27 protein-coding genes and 1 tRNA gene are annotated in these 20,128 nt (G+C 43.0%); 16 read left to right on the top strand and 12 right to left on the bottom strand.

The genetic code is table 11. The features are described 5' to 3' along the window. Positions 1 to 49 precede the first annotated feature (49 nt). A tRNA-Leu gene (locus Q0R52_RS05460) sits at positions 50 to 133 on the top strand. 29 nt (positions 134 to 162) lie between these two features. Here the strand turns inward: Q0R52_RS05460 and Q0R52_RS05455 are convergent. From Q0R52_RS05455 to Q0R52_RS05430, 6 genes are all read right to left on the bottom strand, one after another. Further along, a complete protein-coding gene (locus Q0R52_RS05455; protein WP_295792881.1) occupies positions 163 to 492 on the bottom strand; it encodes a hypothetical protein in 330 nt (109 codons plus the stop codon). A gap of 218 nt (positions 493 to 710) precedes the next feature. Then, the gene (locus Q0R52_RS05450; protein ID WP_295792878.1) at positions 711 to 2,462 is read right to left on the bottom strand and encodes a hypothetical protein; all 1,752 of its coding nucleotides are present in this window, start codon (positions 2,460 to 2,462) and stop codon (positions 711 to 713) included. Between the two features lies 1 nt (position 2,463). After that, the gene (locus Q0R52_RS05445; RefSeq protein WP_295792876.1) at positions 2,464 to 2,898 is read right to left on the bottom strand and encodes a hypothetical protein; all 435 of its coding nucleotides are present in this window, start codon (positions 2,896 to 2,898) and stop codon (positions 2,464 to 2,466) included. Then, positions 2,898 to 3,572 carry a hypothetical protein gene (locus tag Q0R52_RS05440; protein ID WP_295792874.1) on the bottom strand — a complete coding sequence of 225 codons (675 nt, stop codon included), beginning with the start codon at positions 3,570 to 3,572 and terminating at the stop codon, positions 2,898 to 2,900. Before Q0R52_RS05440 ends, Q0R52_RS05445 begins: the two co-directional genes overlap by 1 nt. 590 nt (positions 3,573 to 4,162) lie before the next feature. Continuing rightward, positions 4,163 to 4,903: a hypothetical protein gene (locus Q0R52_RS05435; protein ID WP_295792872.1), complete on the bottom strand. Its 741-nt coding sequence runs from the start codon at positions 4,901 to 4,903 to the stop codon at positions 4,163 to 4,165. A 23-nt stretch (positions 4,904 to 4,926) separates the two neighbouring features. After that, positions 4,927 to 6,162 (bottom strand): terminase large subunit, encoded by a 1,236-nt coding sequence (locus tag Q0R52_RS05430; RefSeq protein ID WP_295792870.1) that lies wholly within the window; start codon positions 6,160 to 6,162, stop codon positions 4,927 to 4,929. A 56-nt stretch (positions 6,163 to 6,218) separates the two neighbouring features. Between Q0R52_RS05430 and Q0R52_RS05425 the strand changes: the two genes are divergently transcribed. Both Q0R52_RS05425 and Q0R52_RS05420 read left to right on the top strand, forming a co-directional pair. Next, the gene (locus Q0R52_RS05425; protein ID WP_295792869.1) at positions 6,219 to 6,779 is read left to right on the top strand and encodes a hypothetical protein; all 561 of its coding nucleotides are present in this window, start codon (positions 6,219 to 6,221) and stop codon (positions 6,777 to 6,779) included. A 60-nt stretch (positions 6,780 to 6,839) separates the two neighbouring features. Then, a complete protein-coding gene (locus Q0R52_RS05420; protein ID WP_295792867.1) occupies positions 6,840 to 7,301 on the top strand; it encodes a lipocalin family protein in 462 nt (153 codons plus the stop codon). Between the two features lie 89 nt (positions 7,302 to 7,390). Here Q0R52_RS05420 and Q0R52_RS05415 read toward each other — a convergent pair whose 3' ends face one another. Next, positions 7,391 to 7,855: a terminase small subunit gene (locus Q0R52_RS05415; protein ID WP_295792865.1), complete on the bottom strand. Its 465-nt coding sequence runs from the start codon at positions 7,853 to 7,855 to the stop codon at positions 7,391 to 7,393. Between the two features lie 485 nt (positions 7,856 to 8,340). Here Q0R52_RS05415 and Q0R52_RS05410 point away from each other — a divergent pair, with 485 nt between their 5' ends. From Q0R52_RS05410 to Q0R52_RS05370, 9 genes are all read left to right on the top strand, one after another. Further along, positions 8,341 to 8,928 carry a hypothetical protein gene (locus tag Q0R52_RS05410; protein ID WP_295792862.1) on the top strand — a complete coding sequence of 196 codons (588 nt, stop codon included), beginning with the start codon at positions 8,341 to 8,343 and terminating at the stop codon, positions 8,926 to 8,928. A gap of 209 nt (positions 8,929 to 9,137) precedes the next feature. Beyond that, positions 9,138 to 9,434: an RNA-binding protein gene (locus Q0R52_RS05405; RefSeq protein ID WP_252788157.1), complete on the top strand. Its 297-nt coding sequence runs from the start codon at positions 9,138 to 9,140 to the stop codon at positions 9,432 to 9,434. A gap of 167 nt (positions 9,435 to 9,601) precedes the next feature. Continuing rightward, the gene (locus tag Q0R52_RS05400; RefSeq protein WP_295792859.1) at positions 9,602 to 10,297 is read left to right on the top strand and encodes a type II CAAX endopeptidase family protein; all 696 of its coding nucleotides are present in this window, start codon (positions 9,602 to 9,604) and stop codon (positions 10,295 to 10,297) included. A gap of 91 nt (positions 10,298 to 10,388) precedes the next feature. After that, the gene (locus Q0R52_RS05395) at positions 10,389 to 10,787 is read left to right on the top strand and encodes a hypothetical protein (protein WP_295792858.1); all 399 of its coding nucleotides are present in this window, start codon (positions 10,389 to 10,391) and stop codon (positions 10,785 to 10,787) included. Positions 10,788 to 10,849: 62 nt separating this feature from the next. Next, complete coding sequence (locus Q0R52_RS05390; RefSeq protein ID WP_295792856.1) at positions 10,850 to 11,182, top strand: hypothetical protein; 333 nt, start codon at positions 10,850 to 10,852, stop codon at positions 11,180 to 11,182. Positions 11,183 to 11,193: 11 nt separating this feature from the next. Next, positions 11,194 to 11,409, top strand: a complete 216-nt coding sequence (locus Q0R52_RS05385) for a hypothetical protein (RefSeq protein WP_295792854.1) — start codon at positions 11,194 to 11,196, stop codon at positions 11,407 to 11,409. Further along, entirely contained in the window at positions 11,393 to 12,082 is a 690-nt protein-coding gene (locus Q0R52_RS05380; RefSeq protein ID WP_295792852.1) for a pentapeptide repeat-containing protein, read from the top strand. Before Q0R52_RS05385 ends, Q0R52_RS05380 begins: the two co-directional genes overlap by 17 nt. A gap of 70 nt (positions 12,083 to 12,152) precedes the next feature. Next, a complete protein-coding gene (locus tag Q0R52_RS05375) occupies positions 12,153 to 12,398 on the top strand; it encodes a DUF6364 family protein (protein WP_295792851.1) in 246 nt (81 codons plus the stop codon). Between the two features lie 3 nt (positions 12,399 to 12,401). Then, positions 12,402 to 12,821, top strand: a complete 420-nt coding sequence (locus tag Q0R52_RS05370; protein WP_295792849.1) for a PIN domain-containing protein — start codon at positions 12,402 to 12,404, stop codon at positions 12,819 to 12,821. A gap of 49 nt (positions 12,822 to 12,870) precedes the next feature. Here the strand turns inward: Q0R52_RS05370 and Q0R52_RS05365 are convergent, their stop codons facing one another. After that, on the bottom strand, positions 12,871 to 13,605 hold the full coding sequence (locus Q0R52_RS05365; protein ID WP_295792847.1) for a hypothetical protein: 735 nt from the start codon (positions 13,603 to 13,605) through the stop codon (positions 12,871 to 12,873). A 605-nt stretch (positions 13,606 to 14,210) separates the two neighbouring features. Between Q0R52_RS05365 and Q0R52_RS05360 the strand changes: the two genes are divergently transcribed. Further along, the gene (locus tag Q0R52_RS05360; protein WP_295792846.1) at positions 14,211 to 14,741 is read left to right on the top strand and encodes a hypothetical protein; all 531 of its coding nucleotides are present in this window, start codon (positions 14,211 to 14,213) and stop codon (positions 14,739 to 14,741) included. A 523-nt stretch (positions 14,742 to 15,264) separates the two neighbouring features. Here Q0R52_RS05360 and Q0R52_RS05355 read toward each other — a convergent pair. The 4 genes from Q0R52_RS05355 to Q0R52_RS05340 form a co-directional block, all read right to left on the bottom strand. After that, positions 15,265 to 16,182, bottom strand: a complete 918-nt coding sequence (locus tag Q0R52_RS05355; RefSeq protein WP_295792842.1) for a hypothetical protein — start codon at positions 16,180 to 16,182, stop codon at positions 15,265 to 15,267. Beyond that, positions 16,179 to 16,934: a hypothetical protein gene (locus Q0R52_RS05350; RefSeq protein WP_295792841.1), complete on the bottom strand. Its 756-nt coding sequence runs from the start codon at positions 16,932 to 16,934 to the stop codon at positions 16,179 to 16,181. Before Q0R52_RS05350 ends, Q0R52_RS05355 begins: the two co-directional genes overlap by 4 nt. Before the next feature lie 50 nt (positions 16,935 to 16,984). Then, positions 16,985 to 17,407 carry a hypothetical protein gene (locus tag Q0R52_RS05345; RefSeq protein WP_295792839.1) on the bottom strand — a complete coding sequence of 141 codons (423 nt, stop codon included), beginning with the start codon at positions 17,405 to 17,407 and terminating at the stop codon, positions 16,985 to 16,987. 91 nt (positions 17,408 to 17,498) lie between these two features. Then, complete coding sequence (locus Q0R52_RS05340; RefSeq protein WP_295792837.1) at positions 17,499 to 17,690, bottom strand: hypothetical protein; 192 nt, start codon at positions 17,688 to 17,690, stop codon at positions 17,499 to 17,501. Between the two features lie 256 nt (positions 17,691 to 17,946). On the opposite strand from Q0R52_RS05340, the gene Q0R52_RS05335 reads away from it, so the two are divergent. The 3 genes from Q0R52_RS05335 (at position 17,947) to Q0R52_RS05325 (ending at position 20,081) form a co-directional block, all read left to right on the top strand. Beyond that, positions 17,947 to 18,651, top strand: a complete 705-nt coding sequence (locus Q0R52_RS05335) for a S24 family peptidase (RefSeq protein ID WP_295792836.1) — start codon at positions 17,947 to 17,949, stop codon at positions 18,649 to 18,651. A gap of 361 nt (positions 18,652 to 19,012) precedes the next feature. After that, a complete protein-coding gene (locus tag Q0R52_RS05330) occupies positions 19,013 to 19,348 on the top strand; it encodes a DUF6616 family protein (RefSeq protein WP_295792834.1) in 336 nt (111 codons plus the stop codon). A 274-nt stretch (positions 19,349 to 19,622) separates the two neighbouring features. Further along, a complete protein-coding gene (locus Q0R52_RS05325; RefSeq protein ID WP_252788141.1) occupies positions 19,623 to 20,081 on the top strand; it encodes a hypothetical protein in 459 nt (152 codons plus the stop codon). The last annotated feature ends 47 nt before the right edge of the window (positions 20,082 to 20,128 follow it).

Raw genomic sequence — 20,128 nt, 5'->3', positions numbered from 1 at the left:
GGACAACAGACCGTTAACTTCGGACTTAAGACTTCGTACTGTAAAAAAGGCCCGGGTGGCGAAATTGGTAGACGCACCATCTTGAGGGGGTGGCATTCGTAAGGATGTACGAGTTCGAATCTCGTTCCGGGCACGCTTCATCTTATTATAAGCATTCAAAGTTTAGTTATCTTTTCCGGCATTGCTTGCCAAGACTGATTGATCCGTTTTTACCGGTATTGAATTTGTTGACAGTTCGTCGCTGGCTTTGTTGTCAAAATGAATTTGGCTAACCTGCCTTTGTAGAACAGTAACTTCACTTTCGAGCATTTCTATGCGGATGTTATTCACCCTGGTCTCTGTATCCTGGGCCGACTTAATAGCTGATATATCTGTCTTTAGGCCAAAATAGGTTGTCATAACCGAAGCTACAATACTGGCTGTGCTGGCTATAGTGACTACTATGTTTTTTATGGTGATGCCTTTTAGCTGATGGTTTTCGATTGTTGTCATAGGGAATATTGGTAAATGAAAATTGATTAGACCTGTTTTTATGGAATGTCGTTATGTGCCAAGGGCGTTGCCAGCCCAGGAGCTGGATTTGCCAGAGTGGAAATATTTTTGCCTGATATCATTATAGGACAGCTAAGATGACATATGCAATTTTATGTAGTTAAAGTTTGTCGGACCTGTTTGTAGCAAGGTTTTGATAATTGCGATCGCCGAGTTTACTATGGATTGGTCAAAGCGAACCCGTTTGAGTTAAGTGTTGCTGGCGATACTAATGTATAAGTTCCTTTTACAGAAATATTTCCCAATAACCTTTTAACGCCAGAACCGTTAAGTATTAAATTTTTATAGCCCGGTGTTGCGTCTGACGGTACGGTTATATCCTGATCGCCTAGAGCTCCATATGTAAACGTATTTATAGACTGATTACAATATAATCGTCCAGTTTGCATCGGTTGTTGAGCGTTTTTATAATTGACAGTACCGATGTTATTAAATGTAGAAGTAGAATTACTTCCGTCTAATACGCTATTGAATAAAAAGGCATTACCAAAGCGGCTATCGCACGAAACAGTTATACCATTGGCAATTACAGATACACAATTAAAAGTAGTTACAGAAAATCCATTAGCTATAGTTTGATTATTGGTTGTGTAATTTATTGTGGCCGTGGCGAAGATAAAATCTCCAAATGTTTGCCATCCGTTTCTAAATTCAACTGTGGGCGAACTTAAAAACGTAATTCCTCCAATATCTACCTTACCAGCAAATAATAAATTGCCTGCGCCACTTTTAGTTATAAAAGCTGAATTGCCACCACTTGTGGTTCCAGATATAGTCAAATCATAATTACCTAATTCTAACGTTGTACCTAAAAATAAATTAAAATTAATTGTTGTGTTTTCAGAGGTATTTTTTATGCCCGTGCCCCCTAATTGTAAATTTTCGTATAATGTATACGGCAAAGTATAATTGCCGTTGAATATATAACCAACAGTCGAATTTGGCATATTCCTATGATTGAACACACCGGTAGCCATCGGCAATGTAGGGTCGTTAAAAATTAATTGTCCGTTATTATTAAACGTGCTACTTGATACGGTTCCATTCATCACCCCCTTCACTGTAACTACCGAATCAGACATATTGGTTACCACTACTGATCCGGCCATTGTTATATTATGACATACGAAATTGAATCCGTCGTTCAGCGTTTGCGTGGCAGTAAAATTGACATCACAATGTGCTAAATCAAAACCAGCGCCAAAGCATCCTCCGCGCATTTCAACTGACGCTGTCCCGATGACACTTAAGCTCTTTCCCCCACCGTCAATTATGGCTCCGTTAAATAGTATATTACCGGATGAAATTATTATCCCCGAATTACCGGAACTTATAAGTGGACCAGTAGTAGTGAATCCGTCGACCGATAAATTAAAGTTTTTAGTATCTAAAACAGATCCACAATAAAAATTACCCCCAATTGTTAAATTAGACGTTAGGTATTTAGTAACTGCCGTCCCACCAGAAATTTGTAAATTGCAATATGTTAATGGCATTATTGACTGTGTCATTAATCCTGAATTATATTCTATTGCGCTGGCTGCACCCGGTATAAACGTAGTAATGAAATTATTGAACCCCTTTACGACTATTGCGTTGTTGTTACCGGCACTTTGGTCAATCGTTCCAGTAGCCTGCAAGTCTCCCGTTACAGTAAGAATGTTTCCATTTGGATCAAATTTTAACGTTCCAGCTATAAATAGGTTGTTTACGGCAGTTGTCACATTTACTGTTACCTGGTGATTTATAAAAACATTGTCACCCGCTCTTGGTGAAGTAATATTTCGTTTACCCTGGGCATTACTTATCCAAACATTAGGGTCGGTCCAGTTGCCATCCTTGACGCTGTACCAGGTGTTAACTTTGCGAGTTAAAAACAAATAAAATGGGGATGTAGAGACGCCTATCATTTTAAAAACTCCTCAATTTTGTCATTACGTAAACATCAGCCGTTAACTCTGCCTTGTTCCTTACATAAATTGAAACGCCACTTTCAAGCGTTAACACACGGTTACCAGCTAAATCAAGGTCAAAAAGTGTAGGCATTAAGGCAGCTAATGATGCTAATGTGACGGTGCCATTGTTGCCGGCATTTGCGGGGACGCCTATTTGAGCCCTGTTGTAATAATCGGTGGCGTTTGAACTTGTTGGGCAAATTATAATATCAAAATTGCGGGCGTTAGAAGCATCCAAATTGCGAAATAAAACGTCCAGTACAATGCTGGCATGACTGCCGCCGGAGCATATTAACGTATCTGTGTTAATCGATAAACCTGACGCTAATTTTACGCCCGGATAGGTGCCCGTTAATGTGGCAAAAGATGTGGTATTTGATGAACTATCCATTATAAAATTGATTGGTAAAAGTTATATGAAATATTTGATGAACTGCCGCCGCCGATTGGTGCATCTACCCATAGCGTATCTCCGTCGGCATTGCTTGTTTTCGCCAATACCTGCCCCACCGTACCCCCCGCAGGTATTTTAAATAGTGCGGTAAATTGTGCCTGTAGCTTCCCCAATGCACTTAAAATAGTGTCTGTGGCAGTTATGGCTGTTGCGCTGCTAAAGCCGATTCCGGTTAAAAGGGTAGCTAAAACCCTGGCGGCAGTAAAGTATTTGTTAGTACTGCCTTCAGGTACAGCATCAGTGCTGCCGGGCGATGCGACCAGTTGGATGTAGGTACTGCCACTCCAGCGGTATTCGGCATTGGTATCAAGGGTAACGTATATCTTGCCGGTTTCGCCGGTAGCTGGTAGCGCGGCAAAGTTTGCAAACTCTACAACATCGTCAACATACGATGGCAACTGTGCTGCGGCCACTTTACCCGAACCATCAAGCCCGGCATAACCATTAGCGCTGTTTTTATTTGCTGCGTTTTCGGCGGTGTAGCCGAGGGAGTTTTGTTTGGCGGCTAAAGCTGCAGCCAGGTTTGTGTTATCAGCGGGGGAACCATTTAGGTTTGCAAACGAGTTATCTTGCCAGTCGGTATTATAATCTGTACCGTCAACTTTTGTCAATACCTGCCCGGTTGTTCCGCCAGTTGGGATACTGACACCTAACAGGGAAATGCCATCACCCCAAAAGCCGGCAGTTTTCGGACCGAAGAGCTTGTAGGTTGATGTATTGATGTAAAAGTTGCCATTAACGCCGATAAGAGTGTTTTTTCGTTTGCGGTGCCATAAATAAAAGTTGGCGAGCCGGTGAGCGTTTGCACAACGGCTTCAATTTGGTTGCGGATGGGCATGGGGGTAACTTGTGAATTAGTGAGTTAGTGAATTATTGAATTAGTGATTATTCGGGCGTCATTATAAGGAACGATCCGCCAGCTGGCGGACCACGCAGGACAGTCATTGGCCGCTATTTTTTGGTGTCCTAAATGCGGCCGATAGGTCTCCATAAGATTTTTGCTTCATTGATTTGCATGTGCAGGGGTTGCTTCGTTTCTCGCAATGACGCGGGGGAGCGACCTACTGCGCTGAAAGTAATTCCGAATACCGTTTTTGATACTCTGCTTCCGTTTTGTTTAACAGCAGCTTGGTTAAAACACGTTCGTAAGGCATATTCAGCACCAGCGACCATTTGGTGATATCGCCGCCGGCAAGTGAGTTTACGGTGTTGATGTATTTAAACTTTTCGAACGCCTGTATGCCAGCCTTTCGTTCAAGCGGCGTTGGAGCCGATGAAAGAAGCCTGTTTTCGGCTTCGATAAGCTGGGATAGCAGGTAAAAAAATGTTTGGCTATGGGCAGCGCCTCCGTTACCCCAAGCTTTTTTATTTCGGCTGTAAATTCGTCGGCTTCGTACTCGTTGTATGGTTTGCCTGTTGCGCGGCAATAAAAGTAATGGGCAAGCACCTGGCAACATGCTTTTAACGATGGGTTGAAATATTGCGGCCAGTCCTCATCGCCATAAAGCTTAATATGTTCGCTTATTTCATCACCAATGATATCCCTCGCAGCCATAAACGCCCCGGCCGGCTCAACCGATAAATTGCTGATTACGTTTACCGTTTTACCATTTGAAAACGTGACTTTTTTGGGGATGGCATCACTATCATAAAGATATTTTATCTGTTGCGATAGGGATAACACTGCCTCGCCAAATATGGCAAAATCATCCATGCTTTGTACGTTCTGCAATTCCTGAACCGGGATACCCGAAAGTATGCTGATGGCTTCCATGTCGCCCAGGTTTGGGTTTTGCTGCAGTGCCATCATCTGCCCCAGGGTAATTTCGGCGAGGGTGGAGGGGATGCTTACCGCTAATTTACCGGTGGTTGTTTTTAATGTTTTGGCCCCCCAACCTCCGCCAGCCGGCGGGGGAGCTTTTTGTTTTTTAAATAATGTCATTTCTTAATGGTGTATTTTATTTATTAATATTTCCAATCACCCACTACCGCCCAATAATCAACTCCCCCTTTAGGGGGCTGGGGGGCCTTCGCCAGCCAGCTTGTTCTTTTGCTTTTGTTAGTTGTGCGCAATTTGTTCAAGGCTACATACCGTATCGGGTCAATCAAATGGTTCCATGAGTCTACGGGTTCGTTAAGGGTGCGGCCGCCGCGATCGGTGCGCCATTTGTAGCGGGCGAGTTCATTACGGAGGTTTACGCTGCGGCGGGTTATGTTAAGGCGGTATCGTTTTAAAATATCTATGGAGCTGTTTACACTGTCGGCACCCTTTTTTGCACCGGTTATTTTCCAGCCCAGGCGGGTAAGCTCTTCAATTGATTTTGGCTCGGCGCTGTCGGCTATAATGTCTATGCTTTTGCGGATGCCTTTATCAATCAATGCCGCCGAAATATCAGTATTGGTGAGTCCTGTTTCATAAATTATCTCATCAATCCAAAGTTCGCCGTTTTGGCGGTAAACCAATACAAAGCCGGTTTGGTCGTTGGTAAAACCAAAATCGAGCCCGGCGGCAATTAGTTTGGCATCTTCGGGAATAGTTTCGCAAACAAACCAGTTATTAAATATCAGCCCGGTTATTTTGCCGGTTAACCCGCGGGCATAAACGCGCCATTGTTCTTCATCCTCGAGTTTAAGGGCCTCAATTTTTTCTTTTGTTTGGGCCGATAGAAAAGGATTGTGCCGGTGATCGGATATAATAACCTGTACACCCGGCCTGCCCATTAAGCTATCGTGCACCCAAAAGGCATTATTGGGGTTATAGTCGATAAATATTTTCTCCCGCGTCCGCAGTGCCAGCTCGGTATAAACATCATAAGCTACGCCGTTGGCCTCGTTCACAAAAAGGTAATCCCGCTTTCCTGATTTCGCATCCTGCGCATTATCGTAGCTTTTAAATTCGATGATTGTGCCGTTATGAAACTCAAAGATCCGGTCGGTTTTGTTATAACTTTTTACCAGAGCCTGTAATTCGGGCCACGAATAATAAATTGATAATGCATCGCGCAGGGCACCCGCTTTAAGATTGGGGATATCCTGGCCTGCAATTGTAATTACTAACCGTTCGTTTTGGCACGCAATGCAAAAAAGTACCTGGAGAATGGAAAAAGTCTTCCCTGAGCTTGTGCCGCCCTGGTTAATAATTACTTGATTATTAGACGTATAATTACTTTTAAATAATACCGATGCTTGTTGAGGGATCATTTTTAAATTTTTGATTTATTCTTATATTTGATTAGCAGTTTATTAGCCAGTTAATTATGAAGCGCTTATGTTTTCTAATACCCATTGCCTGTGTGGTCCTGCTTTCGGCCTGCGGAAAAAATGGTAATAAGCCGGCCAATAGCCAGGAGGCTATGATGATTGGAAAGTGGAACCTGGTTAAGCAAACGTCGAGTTTGTACGTTGATGGTGCCATAAAGTCTGCGTCAACCCTTGGGGTGTCGGATACCCAAATTGCCGTTGTTGAGTTTAGGGCCGACCATAATTTCATAGCAACCAGCTATTTTAATTCGGCTGGAATAGGCAATACGTCGCCAGGCAGTGTAATCAGTGCCGATACAGTAAGGGGCACCTTTGCATTAACTCCAACAGAATTAAAACTGTCGACCCCTGACTTAGCGGGCTTTAACCAGGGCATAATAACTGCCGGCTCGGGCTCCCCATCTGTAATAAAACTGTTTGCGCACGTTGTGTATGTAACCGAATTAACAGCAGCAACACTAAAACTACACGTGGAGTACACCACCACAGTTACACAGGATGCTACCACCAACCGTTATTTGCACATGACTGATTATTCGTACACACTGGCTTTTTAGCGGCGCGGGTAGCATTTGTTAGCAAAACAATTGCTACATTTATCTTTTAAACGCAAGGTTATGAAACACAAATACTTACTTCTGATATTACCGGCGGTATTGTTGTGTTTGCAGGCATGCAAAAAAGACCCGGCAAACATAAACACAACAATAACGGTGGTTGGCAAGTGGCAAATGACCAAGCACGATTTGAAGCTGGTTAAAGACGGTGTGCAGACAGGTGAAACCATCAGAACATCATACACCAAATACGATTTTACACAATACTTTTCCGATGGCACCGGGGTACAATCGGCTCAGGGGGCAAAAGATGCGCCAAGCCTGAATACTTTTCAATACACGCTGAAGAACAATGTTATAACACAGTATGTAACCGGTGGTGCAGGTATTGAGGAAACCATAACCAAACTAACCGAAACCGAATTTTCCATACACTATGAAAGCAAGATACCCGATCCGTCCAGTAGCGGAAAATTTAATACCGAGGTAGACGACTATTACTTTACCAGGGCCAGCTTATAATATTACTGACGGTTAGTCTTGAGTCTTAAGTCGGAAGTCTGAAGTCGAATTCTTGCCTTTTCTGACTCAAGACTTCCGACTAAGGACTATTAACTTAACACTACTTCCTTTTCGCTTTCGGCTGGCCGTGGGCCACTATCCAATACGGTAACCGTTACTGTTTTAGGCCCCTCGGGTTGCTGTTTTGCTTCGCCACGTTCATTCCATCCCATGTTTTTAAGCGCAAATATCGCTCCCGCAGCCGATTGTGCATGCAGCTTGCGTTCGTACGATGCCTCAATGCGGAGGCGGCCCCACTTTAATGTCTCGTTAAATTTGCCGTTTTCGGTATAATTATCAAACGCCTGCAGACTGTTAAAACCTAAGTGAAGGGCCAGGTCGGTAAAGGTAGCCGGTTGCGGCTCGCGGTCCCACATTTTTTGGGCGGGGGCGGGCTGGTCTTTGGTTTCTTTACCCGGTTTGTTTTCCAGGTGATATTCGCCCTCAATAAAAATAAAATAATCGTTAATACGGCTGGTGAGGGAAGCCTCACTGGCTAAATAAGGTTGGTTCATGATGTTTTTATGATTAAAATGCCAATTGGCATAAAAGTAATGTAAAGATAGAGAAATTAAAATTAAAATGCAAATATTTTTAGCAAAATATTATAAAAGAATTTCTTTTTCGGTTGAGTAAAATTCAATTAAATTAATGGCCAACAAAGTGTTAAACAGAATTGTTACCAAGTAAGATTAGTTCGACATAAAAATTGGTATCCACAAGCTTCATCGTGGCCTCACCTAAATCCTCTCCAAAGGAGAGGACTTGAGCTTCGCTCGTCGGAAATTCCTTTTTAGAACCCTCTCCTTTGGAGAGGGCAGGGTGAGGCGACGACCAGCTATTGTGGTGTCGCCAGCAATTCAAAGCATCTTGTTCTTATATCGAACTCACGTTAAGTAAGGTTAAAAATGTTAAATTGTTAATTAAATTTGACATAGAGGCAACTATAGATGTTTTATCTTCGTTAATTAATTTGTAGATTTAACTATTAATTCAAAATATGGGCAACAGAAGGTTTACTTACCTTATATCTTTCATTATGTTATGCTTTGTGGCGGTGCTTGCATCGTGCCAAAAGGATAGCGATGTGAAAGATAATAGCGTAACCAAAGCCAGCCTTACTGCCGACAGTACATCATCGCCCACCAATTTTTTAGCTGCCTCAGGTACGCTTAGCATCACCATAAAAGATTCGACCTATTTGTTTGACGCAGCTAAGGATTCAATAGCCTTTATTAATGTGCATGATGATGCCGACGACAGCAAGCGCTATTTCGGCATAACCGCCATAAATAAAGACCATAACATGAGCTTTGGCATCAGCTCGACAGGTTACGCGCATGCCGACAAGAACGGCGATATTGCCGGTGGCCAGTTTTTACTTGGCCCGGGTTATAAAACCGAAGGCTTCCAGTATTCGCTCAGCAAATATGCCGGCCAAAAAGACTTTGGTACCATCCACATCGATAAATACAACCAGGACAGCGTGCTGGCCAAAGGCACCTTTCACGCCTGGCTCGCTCCCGACGATAAATCAAATGCTCCCGTTTACAAAGTTGAGGGTACGTTTAATTTGAAGCTGAAGTAGGGGAGTTCATAGTTGATGGTTCATGGTTCATAGCCAGAAGGATGATGGCAATTACTCCAATTTCGCTGAATCCGAAATCGGACATGCGACATCCGAAATTCATCATCATCATCCCAACGTAATAAAACCTTTCGCCTTTAACTATTCGGCGTTCACCTGCCCGAAATACGCCTTTTTTTGCGTACATTTGCATAAATTTAAAAACATTGATGAAAGTATTTATTGCAGGCTTGCCACTTGAGGTGGATGAGGCCGAATTATCCGCTGTGTTTGGTGATTTTGGGCCCGTAAGGTCGCTCAGGATTATTAAGGACCGCGAGACAAAAGAGAGTAAAGGTTTTGGTTTTGTTGAAATGGCTAATGATGACGAGGCGAAAGAGGCGATTAGGTGCATGAACGGAGCAAGTTATTATGGCCGCCGTATTACAGTTAACGTAGCTGAAGATAAGGGCCCCGGTTTTACTGGTGGCGGCGGTGGAAACAAAGGTGGTTTCAGGCGCAATTAACAGCCAAATAATAATATTCTTTTTTATTGGGAAAAGCTCTCCGAAGGATCGGGGAGCTTTTTTTGTGCCCCCTGGCGCCCTGAAGGGGGAATGATTTGCTTGTGGTCAAAGCATTCTTTTAATATATTTTCTATATTTAACCTGCAACCCCCAACCCACAATTGTAAATGAATGCAACACCCCTTAAGCCCAGCAATGCTATTTTAATTGCCGGTATTGTATTTGCTATTTTTTACTTCCCGGTTATTGGTCAGCTGTTTTACCACGAAGGGCAATTTACTGCAGCCCGCATAGTGAGTTCCCGGGTGGTGATATGGGGAGAAGTACTGCTACTGTACTTTTATGCTGCCTCGATTGAAAAAAACAAACTGCTGCTTTGGGCCGATAAAAAATATAATGCCGGGTTTTACTTTGCATCGTTTGGTGCGCTCTATCTTTTAGGCATCGGCGCGGGCATCGTGTCAAAAGCCCCGGCGCTGTTTGGCTATCATGATGACCGCACACTGTTGCTACGCCTGATCGGCATAGTGGCCACCAGCTGGCCAATGCTGATACTTACTGCGGTAACTGCCGGCATCACCGAAGAATTAATATTCCGTGGCTACCTGGTGCCGCGGCTGGAGGTGCTTTTTAAAAACAAGTACATGCCGGTGATTATATCATCATTGGCATTTGGCTTAATCCATTACCGTTACCACAGCCTTGGCGAAGTTATTTTTGCCACGTTGTTTGGTGTGGTGTTTGCCATACATTACCAATGGTACCGCAACATCAAAATATTGATTATCACCCATGCCTGTGTCGATTTTGTTTCACTTTGCATTTTTAAACTGGCATTGCATTATCATCTTCCTATAAAATAACATCAGCAGTAAAATGGCAACCTTGTATCAAAAAAGATCATCCTCATTTTTATCAAAAATACTCTACATTAGACCGTAAATCTTAATCGCAATGAAACGACTGTTACTCTTATTTATCATCCCTTTTTTCGGTTTAAACGCCTTTGCACAAACTAAAATATCGCCCGCTATAACCCAGGTGTTTATTGATTCTTTGTCTTCGTACATCGTAAAGATTGCACCGCCTCAATACTCCATGAGTATACTATACAAAGGCCCGGTATCTGAAGAAGGAAAACTGACCGACCCAAAGATTATGCGGCAGGAAGACTTTGAAGGCACGGTGGCAGATAACGATTTTGTGGTTAAACTGCGTAAGTTTTTGCTGCAAAGCCCTGCCTGGAAACCTGCCACCGATGAAACATCAAAAGCGGTTGCCGGCGAAGTATTGTTTCGTGTTATTATCAAAAAGGGTAAGATCAGCATAGGGCAGGGTAACGGAAAACAATAAGGTTTCATTTAAAATGACCCTTAGCCCAAACAATTTTCAATTATGCTGCTTAAATTTGCAGTATGAAACCCGGCGATAAAGTAATTTGCATTAACGATAAAATTGACCCCGACAAAAGCACGGAGATAAGGCAGGATTTTGAGATATGGATAACCCGCGACAAGGAGTACACCATACGCGAAATACTCGATAACAGCGGCATTGTAACGGGTGTGCTGCTGGAAGAGGTGCACAACTTCCCGAAGTTTTTTAAACTGATAAACCGCATGCAGGAGCCTGCGTTCGCTATGTGGCGTTTCCGCAAACTTCAATATGCCAGTAAGCCTGCCGAAGAGGAAAGCGCTGTTGAGGAACTGGTAAAAGAAGCCAAAGAACTTGTTAAAATAGAACGATAAACCCCTTCCGTATGGAAAAGAAATTTGTTTTAGGCGATGTTGTGGTGATGATTGCCGACGGCCCCAAAATGGCTGTTGAAGGTTACGAACTTACCGAAGACCCCGCAACTAAAGCGCTGATTGAAAGCGATGAATATGTAACCGTAGTTTACTACACCGGCACCGAATTTAAACGCGACGTTTTCCACCAGGATCTGTTGTTGTTTATTGATGAGGTGGTGGAGTAGTTCGGAAAGTCCGAAAGACGGAAAAGTCCGAAAGTCCGAAAGACGCTTCGCAGGCGGGATATTGATAGTGGGGGCAATCACTAAATCACAAATTCACCAATTAATGGGCTCCGTTCACGACGATAAAACTTTTGAAGACATCAGCTACGCAGGCACGACGGTAAGCGGCTGCGAGTACAATGGCTGCACGTTTAAAAAGTGCGATTTCAGCAATAGCAACTTTGCCAATAACAAGTTTATTGACTGTGTTTTTGATGGCTGCAACCTAACCATGATGAAGCTTACCAAAAGCACCCTAAGCAGTGTTGAGTTTAAAAACTGCAAAGTGCTGGGCGTAAACTTTACCGACTGTATCGACTTTTTGTTTAGCGTTGGCTTTGAGGGCTGTATATTGGATTATTCCTCATTTATGCTCAAGAAGATGCTGAAAACCCGGTTCAATAAATCAACCTTAAAAGAAGTTACCTTTACCCAGGCCAACCTCGCCGGCTCCGTATTTGACGACTGCGACCTGAACGGCGCCATATTTAACCGCACCGACATCAGCAGCGCCAACTTTATCACCGCCTACAACTACGACATCGACCCTGAAATTAATATCGTTAAAAAAGCGGCCTTCTCGGCACAGGGCATACATGGGTTGTTGAGTAAGTACCAGTTGAAGATAGTGTGAGAATTGGTTACATCTTTTTTTAAATGTTTTATCATTTATACGTATATTTGAATTGACAATAACACGTGTTATGACCACAAAACTCACTTTAACAATTGACGATACTGTCATCGATTCGGCAAAAAAATATGCTCGCAGAAAAGGTAAAAGCCTATCGGGTATTGTGGAGAATTACCTAAAATCTATCAGTATTCAAGACGAATCAAAGTCTGTGTTGTCTCCAAAGGTTGCTAAATTAATGGGTTCGGTAAAACTGCCGGAAGATTTTGATTACAAAAAGGAGTTGGGCAGTGCTTTGCTGAAGAAATACAAATAAACCATGAAGCGAATTTTCATGGATACAAATGTCGTCATCGACTTCCTGGCAAACCGGCAGCCTTTTGCTTTGGATTCAGCTAAACTTTTCGATATTGCCTTAGATGGTAAAGCGAAGATTTTTATATCGGCTGTTTCATACAACAATATTTATTACATCCTGCGCCAATCAGTACCCGGCGCAACCACAATAAAACTGCTGGAAGAGTTGGCAGACATGACAGAAATAACGGATGTGACCGATTCTGTAATTCGCCAGTCACTTAAATCAGATTTCAAGGATTATGAAGATGCCATTCAATATTATTGCGCTTTAAGTATTCCTAAATTAGATTTTATTGTCACGCGAAATACCAGGGACTTTAAAAAAAGTAAGCTCCCGGTGCTTACGCCATCTGAAGCGTTAGCTGCCTTAAAGAACTAAGTGATTGGCTAATAAATACCACTTAGCTCACCGCATTGACTCGCCAGCATCATAACGTGACGTAACTATACAACACATAAAAATTTGGCTGCCCCACTATTGATTCTTTGGTTGGATAGCCGTTCCCGTCAAACTGGTACACAAACCCGCCTGATAAATTATTTACATAAGTATTGTATGAGCCAACATAAAGCAGGTACGAAAAATAATAATTCGGTTTAACGGCCGAAAATGGATTTTTACCCTCATCATAAATTGCAGGTCCGCCTACTACCGTCGCCGGCGAATCATCGGCTATTTTAAAGCCTTGTACCGAGCTTACGTTGCCCCGTACATCGTAGGTAAAAGCGTTGTAAAATGCACCGCGATAAAGCCTCGCAACCTGGTTTTTGCTGTTAAGCCTTAAAGTGTCCAAAAAGGTTAACAAGCCATCACCGTTATGCTCGGTTACAATTGCCTTACCGGCCGAATAAGCAAATGAATATTTGGTACGCAGCTTGCCGGTTGTAACATCATAATTATCCACTTCGGAGGGCTCATCAGCACCGTCATATTTATACACATCAGCATTTATTGCAACGCCATGGTACATCATGGCATGTGTGGTTAAGTGGTTGCCGGCATCGTAGGTGTACAAGTCGGTATCGGCATGTATCAGGTCGTAATGGGTTATTTGCTGTTTAACCAGCTCGGTAGCCGAGCCGTACGTAGTTTTGCCGCTTGAGCCCTTTTTACAGGCGCTAACAGCAATAACAATTACAAGCAGCAGGAACAATCTTTGCATAAGGAGTATTTTGGTTTGTTAAAGATAATTATTTATTGAAAATGGAGCTTGTTTTTATAATAACAGCGGGAATTCTAAGGCCGGCAAATTGATTCTAAAAACTTATTCCTAAATTTATCCCAACCAGCTAGTGACTTTTTTACAATCTAAAAACCTAATCAAGTGCAAAGCTTCCCATTTAAAAAGATATTCTTCGCGACCACGTTCTTTATAATTCCGTTTTCAATTTTAGCAGGTTTTTTAGCTCTTTTCAATATTGTACCTGTAGAATTCAATAACAGGCCAAGGACGGGCTTGGTGGGATTTATCATCCCTATTTTATTTATACCTTTTTTAGGATTCATGTTAAGTGGCTTAAACTGGGTGGTCTTGAATTTTGGATACTGGTTTTATTCTTTGTTTTTTAAACCTGATAAAAAATCAGACTGAGACACGACCCGTTTTATTCTAATTTATTGCATTATAGTGTTTTACAATAATCAGCATGGCTATACATACTGCTGCCAGCAGCGCCGTTATGAACCAGGAGTTGGGGTGTTTAATTAATTGCATGTTGTGTTGTTATTGGTAATGATTTTTAACTTTAAGGCTTATAAACCATTATAATGGATCTCTTAATTCGCTTTAAACCCTGGCATTTATTTTTTTTATTACTGATACCAATTATGTTTTCCTGGTTTTCGACATTTGCGGGTATTTGGGATTCGGTATTTTTTGTTTTTTATACTAGCTGGACTTACGCAATAGGAATAAAAATGAATGCGTTGCTTCCTGAAGCCAGCAGACCGGGTACAACATCTTTTAAAATTCACTTTTGGCTGTTGGTAGGCTTTACACTGTTTGCTCTTAATATTTTGCTATACATACAATTGCCGACCATTAGTGAAGGTTACAACCTGCTATTTCAGCTGATATTAATACTGATTTATTTTTACCTGTTGTTTAATGTCTGGATGTTTGCCGCCCGTATGCTGGAGTCGCATTTTCAGAAAGGCATTGCCAACCGCAGTGATTCGTTGAAAGCTTTTTTTTGTTTTTGGTTTTTTCCTTTTGGAATATGGCATATTCAACCGGCCGTGCAAAAGGTATTGGCTAAATATGAAGCGCCTGAGGCTTCCACCGATTTACCTGCATAAAAATGCGGCTGGAAACAGGTAACGTGAAGTGCTGCGTGAAACTCGCCCGCTTGTTATTGCGAGGAACGAAGCAATCGCGAACTTTGCAGAGCCGCCTTGTAACGTTCGCGGTTGCCGCGCTCGTACCTCGCTCGCAATGACAAGTTTTATAAATTTATCTACCTAAAAGCATATTCTGCCTGCCCTCGATCAAACGCTGTATCGCTTGTATCGCTGTAGTGACTCAGTTGACGATACAGGTGATACAAAAACACCCTCTCCATGCGTCATTGCGAGGAACGAAGCAACCTCTACGCGTGCAAATCAAGGAGCAATATGCTTGTGGTAACCTATCAGCCGCTGCAAGGTCCCTTTATACTATAAGGTTCATGAATGTCCTTCGTAGAGGTTGCTTTCCCGAAACAAGTTCGGGACAGGCTGTTCCTCGCAATGACGGGGTGGTTAGGTTGCTTCGTTCCTCGCAATGACGCGGCGGGAATGGTCGCAATAATATAATGTTAAGCTCGCAATTACGAGCTTAATTTTAATCTTGTAAAAACACATCCCGCCTCCCATCAATCAACCCTCCCAAATCATCCCCTTCCAAAATGATGTTATTTAAAAAAGCATCCAGCGCCAGTTTTTTGGCCCTCATTTTTACAAGGGTTAGTTGTTCTGCGGTTACCGGTGTATGCTCGGTAATGGCATCGCGGTAAGCTTCTATATCCTTTTTAATAGCCGCGCGCTCAATATAGGGTACAAGCAGCTGTTTGTATTTAAGCTCCTCAATCAGTTCGCGGGTGGCATCCGCCATCATGTCGTTTTTTTCGCGGATGGTAAATGAAAGCAGCTTTATGCTATCTAAAAAATTGTAAACCGATGTAGACATAGCCGATACGTCCTTTTTATCCCTTTTGCGCTGCAGGGCCCGTAAGGCGTTCTCCGTTGCGGTTTCAAACTGGATTTGAAGGTCTGGCGCAGGTTTGGGCGCATCATCGCAAGGCAGGGCCTTAACCAGCCCGGTTCGCTTGTCAGACAGCAGGTATTGTTCAATAAAACGCTCAAATGTAACCAGGCTCATCCCATAATACTCGCCAAAGCGGATGCGCACGCCCTGCCATATTGCCTCCGGGATTTCGTTTAGCCTTATAGCCGGGTAGCGTTTAATAATGTTGCCGGTAAGCTCATTCACCAGGTAATTGCGGTCGGCCTCGCTTATCTCTTTTGTGCCGGTATCTATAAACGCTTTGGCAATGCTCATCAACACTACCGCGAATACGTCTTTTTTAGGAAGTTGGTTCACCATCTGCTGCTTTAAAATAGCCACCCCGGTGTTAACCGCTTTTACAGGTGCGCTTGTCTGTACAGTTGTGCGTGCGGGCATCTGCCCGTTCGAGTTTTGCTGCATTTGCCGCGCGCTTTGTGCCAACAACCCGCCTATGTTTGATTCGCTTCCGCTCATGACAGATCCTCCCGCATTTTAACATCTGCAAACTTCATCGCCACTGCAAATCCTCTTTGCGGCTGTTCGAAACCTGGACTTACCGTTTTTTCTTTTTTGGCGCAATTTTTTTCTTTTTGTTTTTGCCCCGCTGCAAGGTGTATAGGCAGCCAATAGTAAAAATTACGGGCTATTTGCTCAATAGTTTTACCGTTGAGGTCGCCCAGGTCGATTTTTGAGTTGTAAAAAGTTTTAAAATGCGCCAGCATGGCATTATTATCAAGCCCGAACCTGTCTTTAAGCATGCGGTTGTTCATAGTTTCAACATAAAAAGCAAAAGCTTGCTCACAGCTTATTACTACTACTTGTTTTGGTTTTGGTTTATTGTTTTTATTTAGTGTAACGCTACCTGCAACAAAACCCGGATCAACACCTGTATCACTACCTGAACCCTTCACCGCTGTATCAGGCTGATTTCTATCACGATACATAGCTTCCAAATCGGTTAGTTTATAGGTTACGTTTGCAGTGCCGTTTTTAGGGCCAAAAGTTAGCAAACCTGCCTTTTTTAACTTGCTGCGGCTCCTGAAAAACGTAGCCCTCGACAAGTGCAGATCGGCAAGCACTTTGGCGTTGTTTCGCTTAAAGGGGTTTACCCAGTTGGTGCTGTTGCAAACCTCCAGCAGGTAAAAGTAAAGGGCGGCATCGGTAGCGTTAAAATCGTGCTTTTGGTGCAGTAGCCAAAAGGCTTTTATTTGTGTAATGTAGTTCATCTAAGTATTATTGTTTAAATATGTTTAATATGCTAATTGGCATAATATTATTAATATAAAACCATGTCTTCGCCCAGGGTTTGCGTTTCAATCAGCTGGGTGAGCAGCGTTTTAAGTACGGTTTCCCGCGCCCATAGCTGTTCGGTACGGCTGGCATCATCGCGGTACCAGTTAAGCGGGGCATTAATTTCGATACGCGTTTTGTAAACGTAGTTTTTTGAATGATGCATTTTCGAACCCTCGTAGCTGTTCAGGTTTTCCTCTTTAATAAGCCAGGCAAATTGCTTTGCGGGGATATCCACCTGCAGGCATTCGTCGAGCGTGTTTTTAAAATCGTGCTTGTCTTCCAGCCAAAGGGTTAATGTGTCCTCGGTAAGGTCGTGGTCGGCAATGGTAATGCGGTTGTAGTCATAATCAACTGATATGATGAGCCACCACAGCTTGTCGGTTAGTTTTTGAGATATTTTTATCATGGTAATTAGCCCCCCGGCCCCCTAAAGGGGGAGCGTTTTGATTTAGTATAGCCTTCGTCAGGGATAAAGACTTTTTTGATTTACACCCCCTTCAGGGGGCCGGGGGGCTTGGCAGCCAACCCTTGATGTATTTTTGTATAGCCGCAATTTCGTTCCGGTACTTTTCGCAGGTGTATTGGTACGCCCGGTAGCGCAGCAGCTGTTCGGTTTCGCCGTTATGTTGCTGCATGCTGTTTTGCTGATTGTTGTTTGTTATGTTGATTGCTGAATAGGCCAGGTGCATAGTGTTAGTCGGTAAAGTCGGTTAGCCCCCCAACCCCCTAAAGGGGGAGCATTTTTCATTTAGTGATTGCCATTGGGTAGGGAATAGGCTTGATGCTAATTACTTCCCTTTAGGGGCCGGGGGCATATTCTGTATATTCTTTAAACATTTGTTGGGATTTAATAATTATTGTAGTACTTTAGAAAAAGATTACGATACAAATGTAAAGAAAAAAATGTATATTTGTAAAGAAAATAAATAAATAATTATCAACATTATGGACGAGAAACCAATCAAAAACAAAATAAAGTTGATCAGGCCGGAGACGCTGGAGTTTATTATATTGTATAGTCAGCTAAGAGGCAAGGCATTTGCCAGTAACCTGGCCTTGGCCGAGGCTCTTGGTTTTAATAATCCAAGTTCAATTACAGAAATAATAAAGAGTCGGCAAAATATAGATCCAGAAAAATTAAAGATATTTAAAGAAAAATACAGTGAATACATTACCGGCGCAAAAAATACAGTAAAATCTGAACAGCCAACAGGGCCACGGGCCAAATTTGAAGGTATCCCGATGTATGAAATTATTGCAACGGCCTCGGGTGTTGAGGTTTACAGCGATATTAATGATAAAGAACCTATGGGGCACATGAACTTTCCGGGTATTGAGGATTGTGACTTTGCCCTGCCGGTTTGGGGGCATTCCATGTATCCCTATCTCGAGAACGGCTGCTGGGTTGCCCTAAAAATAATCCACGACCGTAAAATACTGCCCGGCGAAGTATATTATATTGAATGGGGCGACTACCGCATGTACAAACGCCTGCTGGCCAGCGACAATGAAGACGAAGTAATTGCCCACTCCGACAACATTACCGAAATGGTCGGCGACAGGCTTAAATACTCGCCGTTTGTTATAAAGATTGAGGAAATTAAAAAGCTGTGTTTGGTGAAGGATATTCATAAGAAACATAATCATTGAGAGGGGAAGTCCGAAAGTCGGGAAAGACTAGGCCGCAGGAGGACTTTCGGAGAAGGTTGATAAGATGAATTCCGCTTTATATCCATGCTATAAAAAATATGTCATTTCGAACGAGGTACGAGGAGAAAACTTTTGCGACTGACAGGTATGCGCCAAACCTGTCCGCCGTTCACATCGCACGTACAAGATTTCTCCTCGTACCTCGTTCGAAATGACAGGCCTTTTTAACTTCTATTTTTCCTTATCTTTTGGACTTTCCCGACTATAAGTAGTAAAATAGTAGTATTTCCACAACCAATAGTGATAATCCAATTTTTATTCAATAATATTGATAACCCCTTCACTATTAAACCCTAACAGCATGAAATACTACATTGAAGCCTGGAACGCCAAACAAGCGTGGCTCGACCTCGACCAGCAACAACGCGGCGAATACATTTCCCAGCTTGGCCCGGCAATTCAGCAATTAACCGAACAGGGCGTTGAAATAATTACCTGGGGCGTAAATGATCCGGATACCGATAAGCGCCTCCCCTTTGATTTTTTTGCGGTATGGACGTTCCCCTCCGACGAAATGGCCAAATCATTTGAGGGCCTGGTTGAAGCCGCCGGCTGGCACAACTATTTCGACCAGCAAAATATGAAAGGCGACCCAGCAGGTCCGCAGGATGTTTTGGGGAAACTGATAGGGTTGTAGGGGAGGAAGTCTGAAAGAAACGCCGTAGGAGGCCTTTTGGGCAAAGTTGGGAAGATGAATTGCGCGTTATATCCGGGTTATAAAAATATGTCATTTCGAACGAGGTACGAGGAGAAAACTTTTGCGATTGACAGGTATGCGCCAAACCTGTCCGCCGTTCACATCGCACGTACAAGGTTTCTCCTCGTACCTCGTTCGAAATGACAAGTTTTTTTAACTTCTTTATTTCCTATCTTCGGACTTTACTGACTTTACCGACTTTCCGGACTCAAACATGGAACCCATTAAATATCCATACAGCTTAAATTATAGTTTGGCCACATTTGTGGTGATGCTGGTGTTAATGCTGATGCTGTTTTCGAACGTAGCCGCCAGTCACAGCAATGCTGCCTGGTTAATTTACGGGGTGTTTGTTTTGGTGTTTGTAGCCGTAAGCGTATTGCTGATAGTTAAAAGGCTGTTGCCCGCCGCACAAGGCCAAACCGCGCTCGAACTTAATGAAACCTGCATAATTGATTATCTCCGCAATATTACTGTAGACTGGAAAGATGTGAAAAGCGTCGAACTTATCCGCGGTCGCAGTTCATCGCTTATACAACTCAATTTGAAATGGGTGAGCGATTATGGCAGCGAGATTGCCATCCCCCTGCGTTTTGTAAAAGGTAAGGACAACGATATTTATAGCCAGGTGCAGGCGTATTTGGCACAATTTGGCAGCGATATCATATTATAATATTATTTTTGATTGAAGGGCAGCTGCTTAGGCTGCTTAATGACCAC

It is taken from the genome of Mucilaginibacter sp., from assembly GCF_025359345.1.
In the GTDB taxonomy this organism is placed as follows: Bacteria; Bacteroidota; Bacteroidia; order Sphingobacteriales; family Sphingobacteriaceae; genus Mucilaginibacter.
The sequence above is the reverse complement of the archived record's forward strand: the minus strand, read 5'-3'. Positions and strand labels throughout refer to the sequence as shown.

Bases quoted from the DNA above. Each gene is read 5' to 3' on its own strand.
- Q0R52_RS05410 (WP_295792862.1), top strand. From the start codon at position 8,341: ATGGGCAACAGAAGGTTTACTTACCTTATATCTTTCATTATGTTATGC.
- Q0R52_RS05430 (WP_295792870.1), bottom strand. From the start codon at position 6,162: ATGATCCCTCAACAAGCATCGGTATTATTTAAAAGTAATTATACGTCT.
- Q0R52_RS05345 (WP_295792839.1), bottom strand. From the start codon at position 17,407: ATGATAAAAATATCTCAAAAACTAACCGACAAGCTGTGGTGGCTCATC.
- Q0R52_RS05385 (WP_295792854.1), top strand. From the start codon at position 11,194: ATGGAAAAGAAATTTGTTTTAGGCGATGTTGTGGTGATGATTGCCGAC.
- Q0R52_RS05455 (WP_295792881.1), bottom strand. From the start codon at position 492: ATGACAACAATCGAAAACCATCAGCTAAAAGGCATCACCATAAAAAAC.
- Q0R52_RS05425 (WP_295792869.1), top strand. From the start codon at position 6,219: ATGAAGCGCTTATGTTTTCTAATACCCATTGCCTGTGTGGTCCTGCTT.
- Q0R52_RS05435 (WP_295792872.1), bottom strand. From the start codon at position 4,903: ATGACATTATTTAAAAAACAAAAAGCTCCCCCGCCGGCTGGCGGAGGT.
- Q0R52_RS05365 (WP_295792847.1), bottom strand. From the start codon at position 13,605: ATGCAAAGATTGTTCCTGCTGCTTGTAATTGTTATTGCTGTTAGCGCC.
- Q0R52_RS05405 (WP_252788157.1), top strand. From the start codon at position 9,138: ATGAAAGTATTTATTGCAGGCTTGCCACTTGAGGTGGATGAGGCCGAA.
- Q0R52_RS05360 (WP_295792846.1), top strand. From the start codon at position 14,211: ATGGATCTCTTAATTCGCTTTAAACCCTGGCATTTATTTTTTTTATTA.
- Q0R52_RS05330 (WP_295792834.1), top strand. From the start codon at position 19,013: ATGAAATACTACATTGAAGCCTGGAACGCCAAACAAGCGTGGCTCGAC.
- Q0R52_RS05395 (WP_295792858.1), top strand. From the start codon at position 10,389: ATGAAACGACTGTTACTCTTATTTATCATCCCTTTTTTCGGTTTAAAC.
- Q0R52_RS05335 (WP_295792836.1), top strand. From the start codon at position 17,947: ATGGACGAGAAACCAATCAAAAACAAAATAAAGTTGATCAGGCCGGAG.
- Q0R52_RS05375 (WP_295792851.1), top strand. From the start codon at position 12,153: ATGACCACAAAACTCACTTTAACAATTGACGATACTGTCATCGATTCG.
- Q0R52_RS05350 (WP_295792841.1), bottom strand. From the start codon at position 16,934: ATGAACTACATTACACAAATAAAAGCCTTTTGGCTACTGCACCAAAAG.
- Q0R52_RS05420 (WP_295792867.1), top strand. From the start codon at position 6,840: ATGAAACACAAATACTTACTTCTGATATTACCGGCGGTATTGTTGTGT.
- Q0R52_RS05400 (WP_295792859.1), top strand. From the start codon at position 9,602: ATGAATGCAACACCCCTTAAGCCCAGCAATGCTATTTTAATTGCCGGT.
- Q0R52_RS05355 (WP_295792842.1), bottom strand. From the start codon at position 16,182: ATGAGCGGAAGCGAATCAAACATAGGCGGGTTGTTGGCACAAAGCGCG.
- Q0R52_RS05415 (WP_295792865.1), bottom strand. From the start codon at position 7,855: ATGAACCAACCTTATTTAGCCAGTGAGGCTTCCCTCACCAGCCGTATT.
- Q0R52_RS05325 (WP_252788141.1), top strand. From the start codon at position 19,623: ATGGAACCCATTAAATATCCATACAGCTTAAATTATAGTTTGGCCACA.
- Q0R52_RS05450 (WP_295792878.1), bottom strand. From the start codon at position 2,462: ATGATAGGCGTCTCTACATCCCCATTTTATTTGTTTTTAACTCGCAAA.
- Q0R52_RS05370 (WP_295792849.1), top strand. From the start codon at position 12,402: ATGAAGCGAATTTTCATGGATACAAATGTCGTCATCGACTTCCTGGCA.
- Q0R52_RS05445 (WP_295792876.1), bottom strand. From the start codon at position 2,898: ATGGATAGTTCATCAAATACCACATCTTTTGCCACATTAACGGGCACC.
- Q0R52_RS05340 (WP_295792837.1), bottom strand. From the start codon at position 17,690: ATGCACCTGGCCTATTCAGCAATCAACATAACAAACAACAATCAGCAA.
- Q0R52_RS05380 (WP_295792852.1), top strand. From the start codon at position 11,393: ATGAGGTGGTGGAGTAGTTCGGAAAGTCCGAAAGACGGAAAAGTCCGA.
- Q0R52_RS05390 (WP_295792856.1), top strand. From the start codon at position 10,850: ATGAAACCCGGCGATAAAGTAATTTGCATTAACGATAAAATTGACCCC.